The sequence below is a fragment of the Ruegeria discodermiae genome, from assembly GCF_030758345.1.
Taxonomy (GTDB): Bacteria; Pseudomonadota; Alphaproteobacteria; order Rhodobacterales; family Rhodobacteraceae; genus Ruegeria_C.
Map to the genome: position 1 here is coordinate 266,116 of NZ_JAVAMO010000005.1, position 18,295 is coordinate 284,410.

The 18,295-nt window shown below is 60.1% G+C and carries 16 protein-coding genes; 4 read left to right on the forward strand and 12 right to left on the reverse strand.

Annotated elements, in window-relative coordinates:
* The first annotated feature begins 61 nt into the window (after nucleotides 1-61).
* The gene (speB, locus tag Q5Y75_RS14395) at nucleotides 62-1,030 is read left to right on the forward strand and encodes an agmatinase (protein WP_306198596.1); all 969 of its coding nucleotides are present in this window, start codon (nucleotides 62-64) and stop codon (nucleotides 1,028-1,030) included.
* Nucleotides 1,031-1,078: 48 nt separating this feature from the next.
* Here the strand turns inward: speB and dapD are convergent, their stop codons facing one another.
* From dapD to Q5Y75_RS14420, 5 genes are all read right to left on the reverse strand, one after another.
* A complete protein-coding gene (gene dapD, locus Q5Y75_RS14400) occupies nucleotides 1,079-1,906 on the reverse strand; it encodes a 2,3,4,5-tetrahydropyridine-2,6-dicarboxylate N-succinyltransferase (protein ID WP_306198598.1) in 828 nt (275 codons plus the stop codon).
* Nucleotides 1,907-1,998: 92 nt separating this feature from the next.
* Nucleotides 1,999-2,964, reverse strand: a complete 966-nt coding sequence (gene bioB / locus Q5Y75_RS14405) for a biotin synthase BioB (RefSeq protein ID WP_306198600.1) — start codon at nucleotides 2,962-2,964, stop codon at nucleotides 1,999-2,001.
* Entirely contained in the window at nucleotides 2,957-3,544 is a 588-nt protein-coding gene (locus Q5Y75_RS14410) for a biotin transporter BioY (protein ID WP_306198603.1), read from the reverse strand. The genes bioB and Q5Y75_RS14410 overlap by 8 nt, the downstream gene beginning before the upstream one ends.
* A gap of 106 nt (nucleotides 3,545-3,650) precedes the next feature.
* Entirely contained in the window at nucleotides 3,651-4,250 is a 600-nt protein-coding gene (locus Q5Y75_RS14415) for a GntR family transcriptional regulator (RefSeq protein ID WP_306198605.1), read from the reverse strand.
* 31 nt (nucleotides 4,251-4,281) lie between these two features.
* Nucleotides 4,282-5,217, reverse strand: coding sequence for a threonine/serine dehydratase (locus Q5Y75_RS14420; RefSeq protein WP_306198607.1), 936 nt, complete (start codon nucleotides 5,215-5,217; stop codon nucleotides 4,282-4,284).
* 79 nt (nucleotides 5,218-5,296) lie between these two features.
* Between Q5Y75_RS14420 and Q5Y75_RS14425 the strand changes: the two genes are divergently transcribed.
* The gene (locus Q5Y75_RS14425) at nucleotides 5,297-6,142 is read left to right on the forward strand and encodes an LOG family protein (protein WP_306198608.1); all 846 of its coding nucleotides are present in this window, start codon (nucleotides 5,297-5,299) and stop codon (nucleotides 6,140-6,142) included.
* A 69-nt stretch (nucleotides 6,143-6,211) separates the two neighbouring features.
* On the opposite strand, the gene Q5Y75_RS14430 is transcribed toward Q5Y75_RS14425, so the two are convergent.
* The 7 genes from Q5Y75_RS14430 to Q5Y75_RS14460 all read right to left on the reverse strand — a co-directional run bounded on the left by Q5Y75_RS14430 (nucleotide 6,212) and on the right by Q5Y75_RS14460 (nucleotide 14,118).
* Complete coding sequence (locus Q5Y75_RS14430; protein WP_306198611.1) at nucleotides 6,212-7,000, reverse strand: XdhC family protein; 789 nt, start codon at nucleotides 6,998-7,000, stop codon at nucleotides 6,212-6,214.
* On the reverse strand, nucleotides 6,997-8,178 hold the full coding sequence (locus Q5Y75_RS14435) for a vWA domain-containing protein (protein ID WP_306198614.1): 1,182 nt from the start codon (nucleotides 8,176-8,178) through the stop codon (nucleotides 6,997-6,999). Before Q5Y75_RS14435 ends, Q5Y75_RS14430 begins: the two co-directional genes overlap by 4 nt.
* Nucleotides 8,175-9,050, reverse strand: a complete 876-nt coding sequence (locus tag Q5Y75_RS14440; protein ID WP_306198616.1) for an AAA family ATPase — start codon at nucleotides 9,048-9,050, stop codon at nucleotides 8,175-8,177. Before Q5Y75_RS14440 ends, Q5Y75_RS14435 begins: the two co-directional genes overlap by 4 nt.
* Nucleotides 9,051-9,095: 45 nt before the next feature.
* Complete coding sequence (locus Q5Y75_RS14445; RefSeq protein ID WP_306198617.1) at nucleotides 9,096-11,522, reverse strand: aerobic carbon-monoxide dehydrogenase large subunit; 2,427 nt, start codon at nucleotides 11,520-11,522, stop codon at nucleotides 9,096-9,098.
* Nucleotides 11,519-12,013 (reverse strand): (2Fe-2S)-binding protein, encoded by a 495-nt coding sequence (locus Q5Y75_RS14450; protein WP_306198619.1) that lies wholly within the window; start codon nucleotides 12,011-12,013, stop codon nucleotides 11,519-11,521. The genes Q5Y75_RS14445 and Q5Y75_RS14450 overlap by 4 nt, the downstream gene beginning before the upstream one ends.
* Before the next feature lie 14 nt (nucleotides 12,014-12,027).
* On the reverse strand, nucleotides 12,028-12,882 hold the full coding sequence (locus Q5Y75_RS14455; protein ID WP_306198621.1) for an FAD binding domain-containing protein: 855 nt from the start codon (nucleotides 12,880-12,882) through the stop codon (nucleotides 12,028-12,030).
* Between the two features lie 111 nt (nucleotides 12,883-12,993).
* Complete coding sequence (locus Q5Y75_RS14460) at nucleotides 12,994-14,118, reverse strand: MHYT domain-containing protein (RefSeq protein ID WP_306198623.1); 1,125 nt, start codon at nucleotides 14,116-14,118, stop codon at nucleotides 12,994-12,996.
* A 455-nt stretch (nucleotides 14,119-14,573) separates the two neighbouring features.
* Between Q5Y75_RS14460 and Q5Y75_RS14465 the strand changes: the two genes are divergently transcribed.
* Nucleotides 14,574-15,449: a cyanophycinase gene (locus Q5Y75_RS14465; RefSeq protein WP_306198625.1), complete on the forward strand. Its 876-nt coding sequence runs from the start codon at nucleotides 14,574-14,576 to the stop codon at nucleotides 15,447-15,449.
* Nucleotides 15,450-15,485: 36 nt separating this feature from the next.
* A complete protein-coding gene (gene cphA / locus Q5Y75_RS14470) occupies nucleotides 15,486-18,287 on the forward strand; it encodes a cyanophycin synthetase (protein ID WP_306198627.1) in 2,802 nt (933 codons plus the stop codon).
* Nucleotides 18,288-18,295: the final 8 nt, after the last annotated feature.

An 18,295-nucleotide genomic window follows, 5' to 3' on the forward strand; every position in this document is an offset into this window, starting at 1 on the left:
AACGGCACGGTCTGGCCCTAACGCCTGGCAGACGGAACCCCGGAACCCGAAAGGACCGCATATGACGCAGCACGGATATGAAGCAGGTCGCCTGAATCTTCCTTTTGTCGGCATATCGACCTTCGGCAAATCGCCATATGTGCAGGATTGGGAGGCCATCGACGCCGATGTGGCGATCCTTGGCGCACCGTTCGATTTCGGAACCCAGTGGCGTGCAGGCGCGCGGTTTGGGCCGCGGGCGATCCGCGAGGCATCGACGCTGTTTTCCTTTGGTCACGGCGGTGCCTATGACCACGAGGATGATGTCACCTACCTGCCCGCTGATGCCGTGCGCATCGTTGATATCGGCGATGCCGATATCATCCACACGGATACGCTAAAAAGCCATGCCAATATCGAATACGGTGTGCGGCAGATTCTCAAGGCTGGGGCGATCCCGATCACGCTGGGCGGCGATCATTCGATCAACATCCCCTGCGTGAACGCCTTTGACGATCAGGGGCCAATCCATATTGTCCAGATCGACGCGCATCTGGACTTTGTCGATGAGCGCCACGGGGTCCGCTATGGCCATGGCAATCCGATGCGGCGCGCTGCGGAAAAGAGCTATGTGACTGGACTCAGCCAGATTGGCATTCGCAACGTCTCGTCCACGGCCAAGGAAGGTTATGAGGATGCCCGCAGGATGGGTTCTGACATTCTGTCGGTGCGGCAATTCCGCAAGCTGGGGGTCGAGGGTATGCTGGCCCGCATTCCGGCGGGCGCGCGGTACTATGTGACCATTGACATCGACGGCTTTGATCCGTCCATCGCGCCGGGGACAGGCACACCCAGCCATGGCGGGTTTCTCTACTACGAGATGCTCGAATTGCTCGATGGCTTGACCAAGCAGGGTACCATAGTGGGGTTGGACCTGGTCGAGGTGGCCCCCGATTATGATCATTCAGGCACCACCGCTATCCTTGCGGCACAGATCCTGATGAACACGATCGGACGGATGCTGCACAACCGATCCGAGGACGACACATAGCAAGGGCTGCAGAGATTACTCCACAGCCCGTCAGTGCACCCTGTCAGGTCAGTCCCGCAGCAACTCGTTGATGCCGGTTTTCGAACGGGTCTTTTCATCCACCCGCTTCACGATCACCGCGCAATAGAGGCTGATATTGTTCTTGGATGGCATCGAACCTGCCACAACCACCGAATAGGGCGGCACTTCGCCATAACTGACCTCGCCGGTCTCGCGATCGACGATTTTCGTCGACTTACCGATGAACACGCCCATGCCCAGAACCGAGCCTTCGCGCACGATGCAGCCCTCGACCACTTCGGAGCGCGCCCCGATGAAGCAATTGTCTTCGATGATGGTTGGGCCAGCCTGCATCGGCTCCAGCACGCCGCCGATGCCGACGCCGCCGGATAGGTGCACGTTCTTGCCGATCTGCGCGCAGGACCCGACGGTGGCCCAGGTGTCGACCATGGTGCCCTCATCCACATAGGCGCCGAGGTTCACGAAAGACGGCATCAGCACCACGCCAGGCGCGATAAAGGCGGATTTGCGCACCACGCAGTTGGGCACCGCGCGGAACCCCGCATCACGCCACTGGTTGTCGCCCCAGCCCGCAAACTTGCTGTCCACCTTGTCCCACCAGCCGCCGTTTTGCGGGCCGCCCTGCTGCTGTTCCATATCCTTGATGCGGAAGCCCAGCAGAACCGCCTTCTTGGCCCACTGGTTCACATGCCAGGACCCGTCGCCCTGCTTCTCGGCCACCCGCAGAGAGCCGCTGTCCAGCGCGTTCAGCGTATCCTCGATCGCTTCGCGTTGTTCACCGGTGGTAGCCGGCGTGATAGTATCGCGCGCGTCCCACGCGGCTTCGATGGCCGTTTCCAGTTGCGTGTTGGACATCAGCTTACTCCCTGCAATATCTGGTCATGTCGGTGTCGCCTATATGCAAATGGAAACCATTGCGCAATGCGACCTGACTCCGGCGCTTTGCGTCAGTCAGTGCTCAGGGCGCCAATCAACTCGAACATATCGTGGTCCTGCCCGGTTCCGGCATTCGGGGCGGTCAGCAACACGTCGCCGTAAAAGACCGAGTTTGCCCCTGCCAGAAAACACAGGAGCTGCTCCGCCGCCGAGAAATCCGAGCGTCCAGCAGACAGCCTGACGCGGGTCTTCGGCATGATGATCCGGGCCGTGGCGACCATCCGCACCAGATCGAAGATACCGACCTTTTCGCGATGCGCCAGCGGCGTGCCCTCAATCGGGATCAGCACGTTGATCGGGACGCTTTCGGGGTGCGGGTCGAACCCGGCAAGTACCTGCAGCATCGACGCCCGGTCGCGGATGCTTTCGCCCATCCCGATGATGCCGCCGCAGCACAGATCAATACCCGCATCCCGACAACAAGACAGCGTTTCCAGCCGGTCCTGATAGGTGCGCGTTCCGATGATCTCGCCGTAAAACTCAGGCGAGGTGTCGAGGTTGTGATTATAGGCGGTCAGCCCGGCCTCGGCCAGTTGTTGCGCCTGATGCGGCTTGAGCATGCCCAGCGTGACGCAGGCCTCCATCCCCAGCTCGCGCACGCCCGAGACCATCTTCAGCACCTTGTCAAATTCCTGGCCATCGCGCACCTGCCGCCAAGCTGCGCCCATGCAGAACCGTTCGGCCCCTGCAGCCTTTGCCCGCTTTGCCAGCGACAGCACATGCGCCGGGTTCATCAACTTTTCTTTGGTCAGTTCCACCTCACGGTGATGTGCCGATTGCGGGCAATAGGCGCAATCCTCGGGGCAACCACCGGTCTTGATCGACAGCAGGCTCGCTTTTTGAATGTCTTCGGGATCGTGATGCGCCCGGTGCATCGCGCTGGCCCAGCCGATCAGGTCCAGCAAGGGGAGGCGCAGCAGCGCCTCCACCTCGTCGACCGTCCAGTCACTTCGCAGGTCCTTGTTGCCGTCAAGCATCGGATTTGGTTCCCCGAATGCGCGAAAGCAGCCCTCTGGGCAGGCCCAGCACGGCAACGCTTGCCAGCGTGATCTTGACCAGATCTCCGGCAATGAACGGAGTGAACCCATAAGCGAGAATCTTGTCACCCGGCACAAATTGCGCCAACCAGCCAAGGCCCAGCACATAGATCATCGCCAAGCCCAGCAACATCGCGGGCCACAGAAAAAGTTTGCGCAGATGATCTGCGGCCCAGCCCACGACGACGGCCGCTGCAACAAAGCCCAGCAGATATCCCCCGGTGCCACCAACCATATAGGCCAGCCCGATGCCCTTTTCAGGCGTTCCCGCAAAGACCGGAGCCCCTAGGGCACCCAATATCAGGTAACCCACCAGAGTCGCCGCTCCCAGCCGCAGACCATAGGCGGCGGCCAGCGTCATAACGGCCGCCACCTGAAGGGTCATGGGAACCGGCCAGAACGGTACCTGAACCTTGGCACTGAGGGTCAGCAGAAGCACACCTGCAACGACACGTATGGCCTGTCCGGGCAGGCTGATCGAGCCGGCCACCGGAAGCGCGGAAGAGTGGGTCGATTTCATCGGCTTTCCTTTTATAGATAATATCTTGCCATTCGGTACATTTTTGATTGTTTTATTGATAACGAGTCAAGCCACTTCTCGCCTCACCCCTGACTCACGGCAAGGATCAGAGCATACGGCGGATGTGACGTGTGAGGATAGCGCTGGCCGCCGTCGCGTTCCGGCCCTTCAGCGCCTGGAGGATGGCTGCATGATCGGCGTCGGTCCGCTGCACCCATTTCTGTTGCCAATGGGCAAAGAAATGACGCGCGCTTGCGATATGCAGATCGTCAATCGTGTGAAGCAGGCGCGGCATAGCGCAGGGTGTTAGAATAACGCGGTGAAAGATGCGATTCCGCGCCTCCCATGTGGGCATATCCTCAGCGGCGTCACATTGCGTAACCGCTTCTGACGCCAGCTTTATGTCCCGGGGTGTGAGGTTTTGGACAGCGTGCTGCAGCGCCAGGGTTTCCAGAACCACCCGCATTTCGATGACTTCGCGCATCTCTGACGGATCAAGGGCGGCGACGCGCATGCCCCGGCGTGGCTCGCTGACTGCAAGGCCATGCGCCTCAAGCCGCAGCAGCGCTTCGCGCACCGGAACATGGCTTGTCTCATGGGCGCGCGCGATGTGGTCCTGCCGCAGTTTCTCACCGGCTGGCAAAGCACCGGTGATGATCTGTTGGCTGAGGCTCTGATATATCGTGTCGGCAATTGTTGCAGTCATGAATTATAGATAAAACCCGGCCGCGCGCCCCTCAAGCGGAATTATCCGGGTTGAGCGGATCAGGTGCGATATTTGCGCCGCAGATCAGAACCGCCACCCGTTCACCGGGCTGAGGCTGATAGGCCCCCGACATCAACGCAGCCAGAGCGGCTGCCCCGGCAGGCTCCACCAGCAGCCGCCGCTCCTGCCAGAGGGCCTCTTGAGCGGATCGGATCGCATCATCGGCGACCAGTACCGACATGGGTTTGTACTGCCCCGCCATATCGAAACAGATATCTCCGATCCGACGCGCGCCAAGCGCGTTGGCGGCGATGCCCGAGACCTCGACATCCACCGGCTGACCCGCCGCAAGCGCCGCATGCAGCGCGCAGGAGGTTTCGGGCTCCACCGCAACGACCTTGCGCGCGCCCTGCAGCCAGGCCATCGCGCCCGCGATCAGCCCGCCGCCACCAACCGCGATCAATACCGTGTCGGCCTGCAGCCCCTGCCCCTCCCATTCGCGCATCAGCGTGCCCTGCCCGGCAACGGTTGCCGGGGCGTCATAGGCGTGGATCTGCATCGCGCCCGAGCGCGCCTCATGCTCTTGCGCCATGGCCAAGGCATTGGCGTATTGACCCGGCACAACAGTCAGATCAGCGCCGATCCGCTGGATCAGCGTGATCTTTGAGGGGCCCGCCATTTCGGGCACGAAGATATGCGCCGGATGCCCCAGCGCCCGCGCCGCATAAGCCGCCGCCGCGCCGTGATTGCCGCCTGACGCGGCGACAACCCCCGCTGGCGGCACGTCGCTGCTGAACAACGTGTTGAACGCTCCGCGCGCTTTGAAACTGCCGGTATGCTGGAGCTGTTCCAGCTTCATCTCGATCGGATAATCCAGACCAAACCCCCTGCAGGTCACCACCGGCGTTTCCACCACATGGCCTGCGATGCGATCCGCCGCCGCTTCGATCTCTTGTGTCCACCCCATTCTCACTATCCCGTCACTGGCGCTCTGGCCGCGAACCCTATAGCTGTTGGGCAAACACGCAAGCCGGGATACAACCGACATGAAAGAAGACCATCGCCTCAGCCCCTTCCGGGACGCCCATACTGACCGCAGCACCGCCAGCGAAGTGCCGGATACGCCACAGACGCGGTCGCCGTCCTACCGTCTGGCCTTTGCCGATGACGATTTCCTCTGCCGTGATGAGCTGCGCCCGGTGCGCCTGCAACTGGAGCTGTTGAAACCGCAGCTGATGCTGGACGAGCATGGCATCACATCGACCATCGTGATGTTCGGCGGCGCGCGCATCCCGGAGCCTGCGCAAAAACACAAAGCGCGGACGCAAACGCTGGCGGATTTGTCGGAGTTTTACGACGAGGCCCGCGAATTTGCGCGTCTGATGACCGAGAAATCCAAGCGAAGCGGCTGCCGCGAAAACGTGATTGTCACCGGCGGCGGACCAGGCGTGATGGAGGCCGGAAATCGCGGGGCCGAGGATGCGGGTGGCTGTTCGATCGGGTTGAACATCGTGCTGCCGCATGAACAGGCACCGAACCTGCATGTAACGCCGGAACTGGCCTTCAACTTCCACTATTTTGCCATCCGCAAGATGCATTTCCTGATGCGCGCCCGCGCCATCACCATCTTTCCCGGTGGGTTCGGCACTATGGACGAACTGTTCGAGGCGCTGACCCTGATCCAGACCGGGCGCATGGACCGGGTGCCGTTCCTGCTGTTCGGGCGCGCCTTCTGGGAGAAGGTTATCAACTGGGAGGCGCTAGCCGATGCAGGTACGATCTCGGACGAGGATCTGGACCTGTTCCGCTTCGTGGATACCGCACAAGAGGCGATGGAGCTGATCGATAACTGGGAACCCGCCCCACCGCGCGATGATATCCCTGGCCGCTGAGCGACACTTGCGTTCACAGAAGATGCCGAGTGGGCACTTACCCTGAAGGTCAAGATATTTGTTATCACGTCATCTATTGGACAGGCTCACCGCTGAACGCCGGACCTGGACCAATTGCGCCAGGATCGACAGGGCGATCTCTTCGGGTGTGACGGCGCCCAAATCGAGGCCTGCGGGCGCCTGTACGCCATCAATTCTGGTTTGATCGATACCCGCTGTCGCGAGTTTCTTGGCAAGTGATGCGTATTTCCGGCGACTGCCTACGAAAGCCACATAGGTGGGTTGGCTAACAAGCGCAGCCTTCAATGCATCAAGGTCACCTTGCCCTTGCGTCGCGACGACGATGAAACGTTGTTGGTGCGCAGCGTTTTCTTGCGAAGCTGGCGGTGCGGCGGCAACGGACCAGTGGAATTGAGGGGCAAGTGTGCTCAGAGCCTGCGCGACGGGAGAGGCCCCAATGACCACAAGTTGCGGCGTCGGCAGGCACGGCTCGATGAAGATATCTATTGTGCCGCGCGACGGGCAGCCGTTGCGGGCAAACTGGGTTCCATCCACCATGTCCCCCGAGGTGACACCTTTCTCGGCAAGCAAATCCTCTGGTGCGACAGAGACCAGCTGCGGCCGTCCGTCTAGCAACGCCTGGAGCGCGGCGCGCTTCACCGCACCTCTGGTACAGCCGCCGCCCAGCCAACCTTGCAGGATCGTTCCATTCGCACTGAGCAGCGCCTTAGCACCGGGTTTGGCGGCTGTTGGTCCGGCGGTGCGCACGATGGTGGCAAAGGCAAACGGCTCATCCTTGGCGCGCAACTCCTGCGCCGCTTCGGCCAGATCGGATGAGAGAATCTCGGCCGGAGTCATAGCGTTGCCACCTCCTGCTCCAACGCTGCCAAATCCTGCAGCGTATTGGCGGCCTTGAAGGCGTCCAGATACGGCAGGGCCGCCGCCATGCCTGCAGCAACTGGTGCGTAATCCTGCCACCCCTTGAGCGGGTTGAGCCAGATCACTTTACAGCCCCGCTTGCGCAGCTTTTGCAATGCAGCCGCGATCACCTCGGGCGGCGCTGTGTCATAGCCATCCGACAGGATCAGAACAACACTGCGCCCATCTACAAACCGCTTGGCATAGGTGTCGGCAAAGCGCAGGAGCGAGGGCCCGATCTTCGACCCGCCGCCGAACCCGTCAGCCATCAGTGACATGCGCCCAATGGCCCGCATCGCGCCCTTGTCGCGCAAGGCTTCGGTGATGCGGACGAGGCGGGTGTGAAACAGATAAGCATCTGCGCTCATGTCAGCCCGCATCAGGCCCGCGAGAAATGCCAGGAATACCTGCGCATATGCGCTCATTGACCCTGAAACATCGCAAACAGCCGCGATCTTGCGCGTTCTGTCAGGCCGATATTTACGCAATAGGTGCAACGGCTCGCCGCCGGTGGCCAGACTGTGGCGAATGGTCTTGCGAAAATGCAGCCGATCGCCTCTGCGCGCGGCCTTGCGGCGGCGTGAGCGTTTGTCGCGCAAGGCCGCACCGATCCGGCGGGCGACCTCCTCGGCCTGTGCGATTTCGTCGGGCCGGACCAGATCGCGCAGGTCGCGGCGGCTGAGGTTGCGCTGCTGGGTCGCGATCAGTTTGCCGGTGCCATCGCTTTCAGCTTCCCCGTTCCCATCGTCAGGCGCAGTGGCCGCGCCAGAGGCTCCGACGTCTTGACCCGCCGCATCGCGAGAGGAATGGACATCTTTGCTCATCGTGGTTGTCGGTTTTAGAATGACCTTCTGCCGAACCCGGCCTGCATCCATCCAATAGCTGTCGAAAAGCGCATCGAAACGCTCTGCCTCTTCCTTGCACCCGGTGCAAACGGCCCTCAGGGCGCGGCGGCTGTCATCGGGGTGGACGGCTTCGACTTCGGCCAAAGCGGATATGGCGATATCCGCCTCTGCCACCCCAAGGCGCAGGCCGTTTTCGCGAAGATGCGCGATGAACCCAACAACTCGCGCCGCGGGGCCCGGATCGCGGGCGGCGAATTTCGTCACGCGGCTCATGCGGCTTTCCCTGCGATGCGCCCCGCAACTTCGGGCGTGATATGGGCCTGATCGCTTTGCGTCTTGAGCAGAGTTGTGAGGGTCGATTGCAGCACGGCGGGGTCTTGGGTCAGATCGGCGATGCCAAGGCCCATGAGAGCTGCGGCAAAATCCAGCATCTCGGCAATACCGGGGACCTTTTCCAGCTCTTCTTTGCGCAATCTCTGCACGAAGCCGACAATCTGATCGGCAAGCCGCGCCTCGACCTCGGGGCATCTTGCCTGGAGGATTGCCAGTTCCGTGGCCCTGTCCGGGTATTCCACATAAGTATAAAGGCACCGCCGGCGCAAAGCGTCAGACAGGTCGCGCGTCCCGTTTGATGTCAGGATCACGATCGGTCGAGATACCGCCCTGATGGTGCCAAGCTCGGGGATCGAGATCTGAAAGTCGGACAGGATCTCCAGCAGATAGGCTTCAAATTCCTCATCCGCCCGGTCGATTTCATCAATCAGCAGCACCGGCGGTGTGTCTTGCGTGATGGCCGCCAGCAAAGGGCGTTCCAACAGGAAGTCCCGTGAAAAGATGCGATCCTCGACGGTTTTACCGGTTTCACCATCTTCGGCGGCGGCCCGGATGGTCAGCAATTGGCGCTGATAGTTCCATTCATAGATGGCCTGCGCGGCATCCAGCCCCTCATAGCATTGCAAACGGATCAGACGGGTGCCCTGCGCAACCGACAGCGCGCGCGCGATTTCGGTTTTGCCGACACCCGCGGCCCCCTCCAGCAAGAGTGGACGGCCGAGGTTCAAGGCAAGCTGCAAGGCAACCGCCAGGTCGTCAGACGCCACATAGCTTTCAGCAGCGAGACGGGATTTGAGATCATTCCAGCTCATATCTGTCGCGGTCAGGCGGGATAGCGCCCCGCCTGACCATAGCCCTTAACCGTGCAAACCAAGTTCATTGGCTGTCTTCCAGATCCGCCAGTGATCATGGGGCATGTTGGTATGCGTGTTACCGAACGCACGGAATGCATCCTGCACCGCGTTCGAGAAACATGGCACGCCGCCCACATGTGGGCTTTCGCCCACACCCTTGGCCCCAATGGGGTGGTGCGGGCTAGGGGTGACGGTGTAGTCGGTCTCGTAGTTGGGGACTTCCCAGGCCGTTGGCAGGAAGAAATCCATCAGCGTCCCGGTCTTGACGTTGCCCATGTCGTCATAGGCAATCTCCTGACCCAAGGCGACGGCCAGTGCTTCGGTCAGGCCGCCATGCACTTGACCCTCGATGATCATCGGATTGATCCGGGTGCCGCAATCATCCAGCGCATAGAAACGACGGATATCGGGCACGCCGGTATCCACGTCGATATCCATCACACAGACATAGGCCCCGAACGGGTAGGTCATGTTTGGCGGATCATAATAACTGACTGCTTCAAGACCGGGCTCGATCCCAGGGATCGCCTGGTTATAGGCTGCAAAGGCAACCTCTTTCATGGTCTTGAACCTCTCCGGTGCGCCTTTGACAACGAACCGATCCACGTCAAATTCCACGTCATTGTCATGCACCTCAAGCAGGTAGGCTGCGATCATCTGCGCCTTGGCGCGGATTTTCCGGCCCGCCATCGCGGTGGCGGCACCGGCAACCGGAGTGGAGCGGGACCCATACGTGCCCAGACCATAAGGCGCGGTATCCGTATCGCCCTCTTCGATGGTGATGCTGTCGGCAGGCAGACCAATCTCGGATGCCAGGATTTGCGCGAAGGTTGTCGCGTGACCCTGACCTTGAGAAATCGTCCCCAGCCGGGCAATCGCCGAGCCAGTCGGGTGAATGCGGATTTCACAGCTATCGAACATGCCCAGACCCAGAATATCGCAATTCTTGACGGGCCCGGCCCCTACGATCTCGGTGAAGAAGGACAGGCCAATTCCCATCAGTTTGCGGGTCTTACCGGCTTTGAAATCCTCAATCCGCTGCGCCTGTTCGGCGCGCAATCCGTCATAATCTACGGTTTTCAGCGCTTTGTCCCAGGCGGTGTGGTAGTCTCCGCTGTCATATTCCCAGCCCAACGCAGCCTTGTAGGGGAACTGTTCTTTCCTGATGAAGTTGACCCGGCGCAGCTCGGCTGCATCCATGTTCAACTTGATGGCGAGAACCTCGATCATCCGTTCGATGAAATACACCGCCTCGGTCACCCGGAAGGAACAGCGATAGCTGACCCCGCCAGGAGCCTTGTTGGTATAGACGCCATCGACCTCAAGATAGGCGGTCGGGATATCGTAGGACCCGGTGCAGATATTCATGAACCCGGCTGGGAATTTTGTAGGGTCGGCGCAGGCGTCAAAACCCCCGTGATCAGCGGTCACGTGGCAGTGCAGCCCTGTGATCTTGCCCTCTTTGGTGGCCGATATCCTGCCTTTCATCCAATAGTCCCGCGCAAAGGCTGTGGAGATCAGATTGTCCATCCGATCCTCGATCCACTTGACTGGCTTGCCGGTGACGATGGAGGCCACGACAGAACAGACATACCCGGGATAGGCCCCGACCTTGTTGCCAAAACCCCCGCCGATATCGGGGGAAATCACCCGGATATTGTGTTCTTCGATACCGGAGATCAGAGAGACCACGGTTCGGATCGCGTGCGGGGCCTGAAAGGTACCCCAAAGCGTCAGCTTGCCATTGACCTTATCCATCGAGGCCACGCAACCGCAGGTTTCCAGAGGGCAAGGGTGCGTGCGGTGATAATACATCGACTCTTCGGCCACGATTTCGGCATTGGCGAGGACCTCTTCGGTGGTCTGCTTGTCGCCCGCTTCCCATGTAAAAATGTGGTTGGGATGAGTGCGGGGACCGTGGGCGCCATCGGGGATGGACCCGTCCTCCGCCACGAGATCCTCGCGCAGAACCACATCGGATTGCAGCGATTCAAACGGATCGACAATGACGGGCAGGTCTTCGTAATCGACCTCGACGGCTTCGATCCCGTCTGCGGCGGCATAGCGGTCTTCGGCGACGACAAAGGCCACTTCCTGTCCCTGGAACAGAACCTTGCCATCGGCCAGAACCATTTGCTTGTCCCCCGCAAGGGTCGGCATCCAATGCAGGCCCAGCGGTTCAAGATCGGCGGCGGTCAAGACCGCCAGAACACCGGGCACTTGCATCGCGGCAGAGGTATCGATGTTTTTGATCCGGGCATGGGCATAGGGCGTGCGAACGAAATCGCCAAACAGCATGCCGTCCAGCTTGATATCGTCGACATAGTTGCCCTTGCCCTGGGTGAAGCGGGCATCTTCGACCCGCTTGCGCGAGCAGCCCATGCCCTTGAGGTTATCGAGGCGCTCTTCGCGGGTGACTTCGTCTTTCATTCTGCGGCCTCCTTGGCTGCATTCATCTCAGCCGCGGCGGCCTGAATGGATTTTACAATGTTCTGGTAACCGGTGCAGCGGCAGATATTGCCAGCCATGCCGAAGCGGATTTCCTCTTCGGTCGGGTTGGGGTTTTCCTCCAACAGCTTGGCGGCACGGGTGATCATGCCGGGGGTACAGAAGCCGCATTGCAGCCCGTGATGTTCCTTGAAGGCTTCCTGAAGCGGGTGCAGGTCATCGGGGCCGCCGATCCCTTCAATCGTGGTGATGTCGCCACCGTCGGCCTGGGCAACGAACATGGTGCAGGATTTCACCGATTTGCCGTTGATGGTGACCGTGCAGGCCCCGCAATGAGAGGTATCGCATCCGATATGCGGCCCGGTGATGTTCAGCCGCTCTCGCAGCGTATAGATCAGCAGTTCACGTGGTTCGGCCAGAAACTCTTCATCCTTGCCGTTCACCTTCAGCTTGATATGCATTTTCTTTGACATGGTATCCCCTCGCTTCAGGCGCGCGACCAGGCGCGTTCGATGGTGCGGCGCAGGATGACGCCAGCCACATGTTTCTTGAACGCAACCGGGCCGCGATTGTCCTCGCTCGGGTCGATATCGCCCAGCATGGCAGCAACGGCGGTTTTGATCGCGGCATCATCCACCGAAGTGCCGACAAGGGCGGCGCCTGCAGCCTCTGAATAGATCGGCGTATCGCTGAGGTTGGTCATTGCGATGGATGCGGCAGCACAGGTGCCACCGTCGTTTACGATCTGCACAGCAGCGGCAGCGGTGGCGTAGTCGCCAATCTTGCGTTTTTGCTTTTCATAGGCGTATCCCCCCTCAGGCAGAGGAATCTTCACCGCCGTCAGCACCTCATCATCTTCCCGCGCCGTCATGTATGCCGCCTCATAGAACGCGCGCGCCCTGACCGAGCGCTCGCCACCGGAGCCAACTAAAGTGAATTGGGCATCAAGACATTGCATCAACCCCGGCATGTCATTGCCCGGATCACCGTTGGCCACATTGCCACCGACCGTGCCCATATAGCGGACCTGCGGATCGGCGATCTGCAGCGCCGCCTCCCGCAGGATCGGGGCCACATCCGCCAAGTCGGCGTGATCGATAATGTCAGCCTGCGTGACCATGGCGCCGATGCGGATGCTGTCTGCGTCAATGTCGATGTCGGACATGCCGCCAACATCCTGAAGGTCGATCAGATGCGGCACCTCGGCCATGCGCAACTTCATCATTGGAATAAGACTGTGGCCCCCAGCCATGACGCGGGCGTCGTCACCGTGTTGTTCCAGCAGGGACAGGACCCCGGCCATATCCTTTGGACGATAGTACTCGAATGCGGCTGGAATCATCGGCTTCCTCCCAAAAAGCGACTGTTCTGGCTGAGCGGGATTACTGCATATGCCCCGACGCGGGAGCATCAGGAAATCAATGAAACACAGGCCTTTTGCACGAAATGCGCCCTAGACTGCACGAGCTGCGCCGCCCTGCGAGGCAAGCGCATCCTGTATTGCCTTGAGCTTTGACCGGCTGACAGGGGCCGGAGGCAGATCGGCACCATCAAATATGCAGCGCCCCTTGTCCTTGGTCCGTTCAAAACGGGCCACCCGTCCCGGATTGACAAGGTAGCTTCGATGCGTTTGCAGGAACCCGGCAGGCAGCAGCCGTTTTGACGCCTCGGTCACCGACCACACGCAAAAGAGGCGCTCCTCCGTCGTGTAGATTTGCGTGTAGTGACCGTCGGCACGCACGAACAGCACGTCGCTGGCCCAGATGAAAACCTTGCCACCGTCCCGTTCACAAGGGATCTGCAATTGTACCGCAGGTTCGGGTTCTGGCGGCGGCTTCACCGGATCAGCAGTCTGATCAAGGGTTGGCGCCACCAGATAGGTCACACTCACCCAAAGGCAGGCACCGAAGATGACGAAGCTGAAGAAGATCACGCCAAGTGCCAGTGTCTCGTTGCTCATCAGGGGGCCGAACTCAGCTGGGCTCGGCTCAGCGACAAATCTGGTTCCTGCCATCGCCAGAAAATGCACCGAACATACCGCAACCGCAAAGCAGAGCGTTCCCAGAACGATGTTGCGGTTTGTCCGATGGCCATAGGCAATCCAGAACGCGAGAATGCACATACCTATTGCGACAATGGACGAGAAGATGACACCCCAAGGGGTGTAGATCGCCCGACACAGCTCCAACCCGGCCATGCCGATATAGTGCATCACCAGTATGCCGACCCCAACGATGCAGCCCGCAAGCGTAATTACGGTCGCAGTGCGTTCCGCGAAATGCACAAGGATCAAGGCAGCGCCCACTAGCAAAATCGCAGACAAGGCCGAAACAAGCGTGATCGCGGCGTCATAATAAAACAGGATCGGAAGCTGCAGCCCCAACATGGCAACAAAATGCATCGCCCATATGCCTCCGCCCAGCGCGATTGCAGCAAGCGCGATGGATGCCTTTTTCCGGAATATCGGCTTTTTCGAGAGGTCTCGCGTGAGCGAAAGCCCGGTGAAGCCCGCCACGAGCGCAACCACGAACGACATCGCGATCAGAAAGCCGCTGTGGGTGAAGCTGAGGAATTCCATTTGGCTGAAGATGACCAAAATCCGCTTGTTTTGCAAATATCACACGCGGCTTGGGGTCGATCATGCAAGGTGAGGGTCAGTCACATCCGGGCGCCGCAGGTCGGGCGGCCCGCTTGCTTAACCCCGGGGCGCGGCGTTGACCTTTGATCCCTGAAAGAACATCCAAACGGGATTTTGTCCCAAAGACACCTGCCGCAAAATAGCGGGTTCGCAGCGAAGCTGTTCTTTTCCCTCTGGCCAGCAACCGCGCGGGTTTGCTGAAACCGTGCCACATAGGCCAACACGCTGTTGGTATGGCTGGCGGAAAGGTTATTTTCGATGGCGATCTGAGTGGACAAGGTGGTATGGCACCCCGCGAATGGCTCGCAGGGGTTCATCGGACAATGCGTTGGGGCCAATACCAGGCAACGAAGTGACCCTTGGCAAGCGGGACGAACAAAGGACAGAGAACGGCCATGTGCCCAGCACCAGCAAACGAAGATACCGATCGCGGTTTCATCATTCCGATCGGCGGGGGCGAAGACCGGGTCAAAGAGATGCAGATACACCGGAAATTCCTGGATCTGTCCGGTGGCTCAGACGCAGATATCGTTGTGATTCCAACGGCATCGATGCTGGAAGAGACCGGTCCCGACTATCACCGCATCTTCTCTGATCTGGGGGCCGGTACGGTCGAGTTTCTGCCGATCTCGCGCCGCGCCGATTGTGACAACCCCGACTTTGCCGACATGCTGGACCGGGCGACCGGCATATTCATGACGGGCGGCAACCAGCTCCGCCTGTCAGCCATTCTTGGCGGCACCCTCGTTGCGCAGAAGATTCGCCGCCGAAACGCCGCAGGCATCCCAGTTGCCGGCACCTCCGCCGGTGCCTCTATCATGTCCGAACACATGGTCGCCGGTGGCAGCAGCAACGCCGCACCTGCAGAGGGCAACATCACGCTGGCTCCCGGTATGGGGCTGACCAACGCGGTGATCATCGACCAGCATTTCACCCAGCGCAACCGGCTGGGGCGGCTGTTAACGGCTTCTTCGTTCAACCCTTTTCTGATCGGTCTGGGGATTGACGAGGACACGGCCGCCTTTATCGGTCCCGACAATATTGTGGAGGTTGTGGGCAGCGGCACAGTCACGATTGTCGACGCCAGCCATCTCACCCACTCGTCCATGTGGGACGCGCGCCGCGGCGAAGCGCTCAGCCTTCTGGGTCTGCGTCTTGACGTTTTGGGTGAAGGGTGCCGTTATGACCTTACGGCACGTCAGGCCTATCCACCCGATGAGCACGCGACGTTCTGCACCCTGCCAGTGCCAAGTGGCGACACTATCGGGTGATCGGGGGGGAACAACAAATCTTGAACGGGGCAGCCCATGAAAATCATCTCAACCAATGTCTATGTCGGCCCGAATGTCTGGGCGAGCTTTCCGGTCATACGACATGTCATTGATTTGGGATTCCTGGAAGACTGGCCCTCGGCAAAAATCGGTAGCGAATTTATCGACGGCCTGATCGCGGCATTGCCCGGTCTATCAGAGCATGGCTGCTCTTATCGTGAACCTGGCGGCTTCATCCGACGTCTGCGCGAGGATGAAGGCACCTGGCTGGGCCATGTGATGGAACATTGCGCGCTGGAGATTCAGGGCGTTGCAGGCACCGATGTGACGTTTGGGCGGACCCGGTCCACCGGCGAGCCCGGACAGTACAACATGGTCTACCAGTACCGGCAGCGCGATGTTGGTCTGGAAGCCGGCAAGCTGGCGCTGCGGTTGCTGATGCATCTGCTGCCACAGGCGCTGAAAGATCAGTCCGACTATGAGTTCGACGAGGACTTCAACTGGGAAGAAGAGCTACGCACCTTCGTCTTGCGTGCGCAGCGCAAGGAGTTTGGCCCCTCGACGGGCTCTCTGGTCAAGGCGGCGGAAGAGAGGGATATCCCCTGGATCAGGCTCAACGAATACTCGCTGGTGCAGTTTGGCCACGGCAAGTTCCAAAAGCGGATTCAGGCGACGATTACCTCTGAAACCAAACACATCGCGGTCGAGATATCCTGCGACAAGGAAGACACCCATAACCTGCTGAATGATCTCGGGCTGCCGGTGCCACAGCAACACATGGTCTATAGCGGTCGTGAAGCCATCCGCGCCGCGCGCCGCATCGGTCATCCGGTTGTCGTCAAACCGCTGGACGCAAACCATGGGCGTGGGGTGTCGATCAACCTCAACACAGACGAAGAGGTTGAGGCAGGCTTTAATGAGGCCAAGGAACACTCCAAGAGCCGCGCCATTCTAGTTGAGAGCTTTGTCACCGGGTTCGATCACCGGATGCTGGTGATCAACAACAAGCTTGAAGCGGTGGCGAAACGCGTGCCCGGGCATGTGGTGGGCGACGGCAAAAGCACCATCGCCGAGTTGGTCGACATCGTGAATCTTGACCCGCGCCGGGGGATTGGCCATGAAAAGGTGCTGACCCAGCTGGAATTGGACAATCAGGCGAACCGATTGCTTGCCGACGCTGGGTATAGTTCTGAGACCGTTTTGCCCGAGGGCGAGATCTTCTACCTGCGCTCGACGGCAAACCTGTCAACGGGCGGCACCTCGATAGACATGACCGATGTTGTCCATCCCGACAATCGCGACATGGCAGAGCGCGCGATCATGGCGGTTGGGCTGGATGTGGGCGGTGTCGATTTCCTGATCGATGACATCACCAAATCCTACAAGGAAATCGGCGGTGCGATTGTCGAGGTCAACGCCGCTCCGGGGTTCCGCATGCATGTTGCCCCCTCCGAGGGTCAGTCGCGCGACGTCTCGGGTAAGGTCATGGACATGTTGTTCCCGGTCGGGGAACAGGCGCGCATCCCGATCGCGGCGATCACCGGCACCAACGGCAAAACCACCACGTCGCGGATGCTGGGCCATATCATGAAGGGCAGCGGCAAGACGGTCGGCATGACATCGACCGACGGCGTGTATGTGGATGGCAAGCTGAGCGTCAAGGGCGACATGACGGGGCCCAAGGCCGCGCAGATCGTTCTGCGCGATCCGATGGTGGATTTCGCGGTGATGGAAACTGCGCGCGGCGGGCTGGTACGCTCCGGCCTCGGGTACCAGCGTTCCAACGTGGCGGCCTGTCTGAACGTCTCTGCCGATCACCTTGGCCTACGCGGGATCAACACGGTCGAGGAACTGGCCGTCGTCAAACGTGTGGTGGTGGAAAGCGCGACGGAAACAGCCGTTCTGAACGCAGATGATATCAACTGCCTCAAGATGGCGGATTACGCCGACGTCGACGCGATCTTCTATGTCACCACCAATCCCGGGCACAGTCTGGTGAAGGAGCATATCAAGGCGGGCGGCAAGGCCATCGTGCTGGAAAGCGGCATGAATGGCGACATGCTGACCATCTATGATAATGGCCTGCATATGCCCGTGCTCTGGTCGCATCTGATCCCGGCGGCGCTGGAGGGCAAGGCGATCTTCAACGTCCAGAACGCGATGTTCGCAGCCGCCATGGCTTATAGTTTCGGCGTCGACCTGGACAATATCCGCCATGGGCTCAGGACCTTTGACACCAGCTATTTCCAGGCTCCGGGCCGGATGAATGTCTATGACGAGCATCCTTTCAAAGTGATCCTGGATTACGCCCATAACCCGGCTGCCATTGGCGTGGTGACCGATCTTGTCGAACGGCTGGACGTTAAGCGCCGCCGTATCGCCGTGGCGTCAATGCCGGGTGACCGGCGGGACGAGGATATACTGGAAAGCGCGGGTATCCTTGCCGGGCATTTCGATCACTACATCTGCAAGGCGGATGATCACCGCCGTGGGCGCGGCCATGATGAAGTGCCGCAGATGATCAAGGCAGAGTTGATGCGCAAAGGCGTGCCCGAAAGCGCCATCAGCGTTATCCCCGACGAGGTCGAAGCGGTGAATGCCGGGCTGGAGATGGCCGCCTCAGGCGACCTGCTTGTCATCTTCGGCGATGACAGCGCGCGCTGCTGGAAGCAGATCATCTATCACAACGCAGGCGATGAAGAAACCGAGGTCGAGGTGCAAAGTCCAAGACCTGCTGCCGTGACGGATTTCGAGGAGATGTTCGATTCCGATCAGTCGCTCATTCGGGATGAACGCGGTGTGCGCCTCGCGCGCGAGATCGACGAAGAAGCCGATTGATCGGAGGA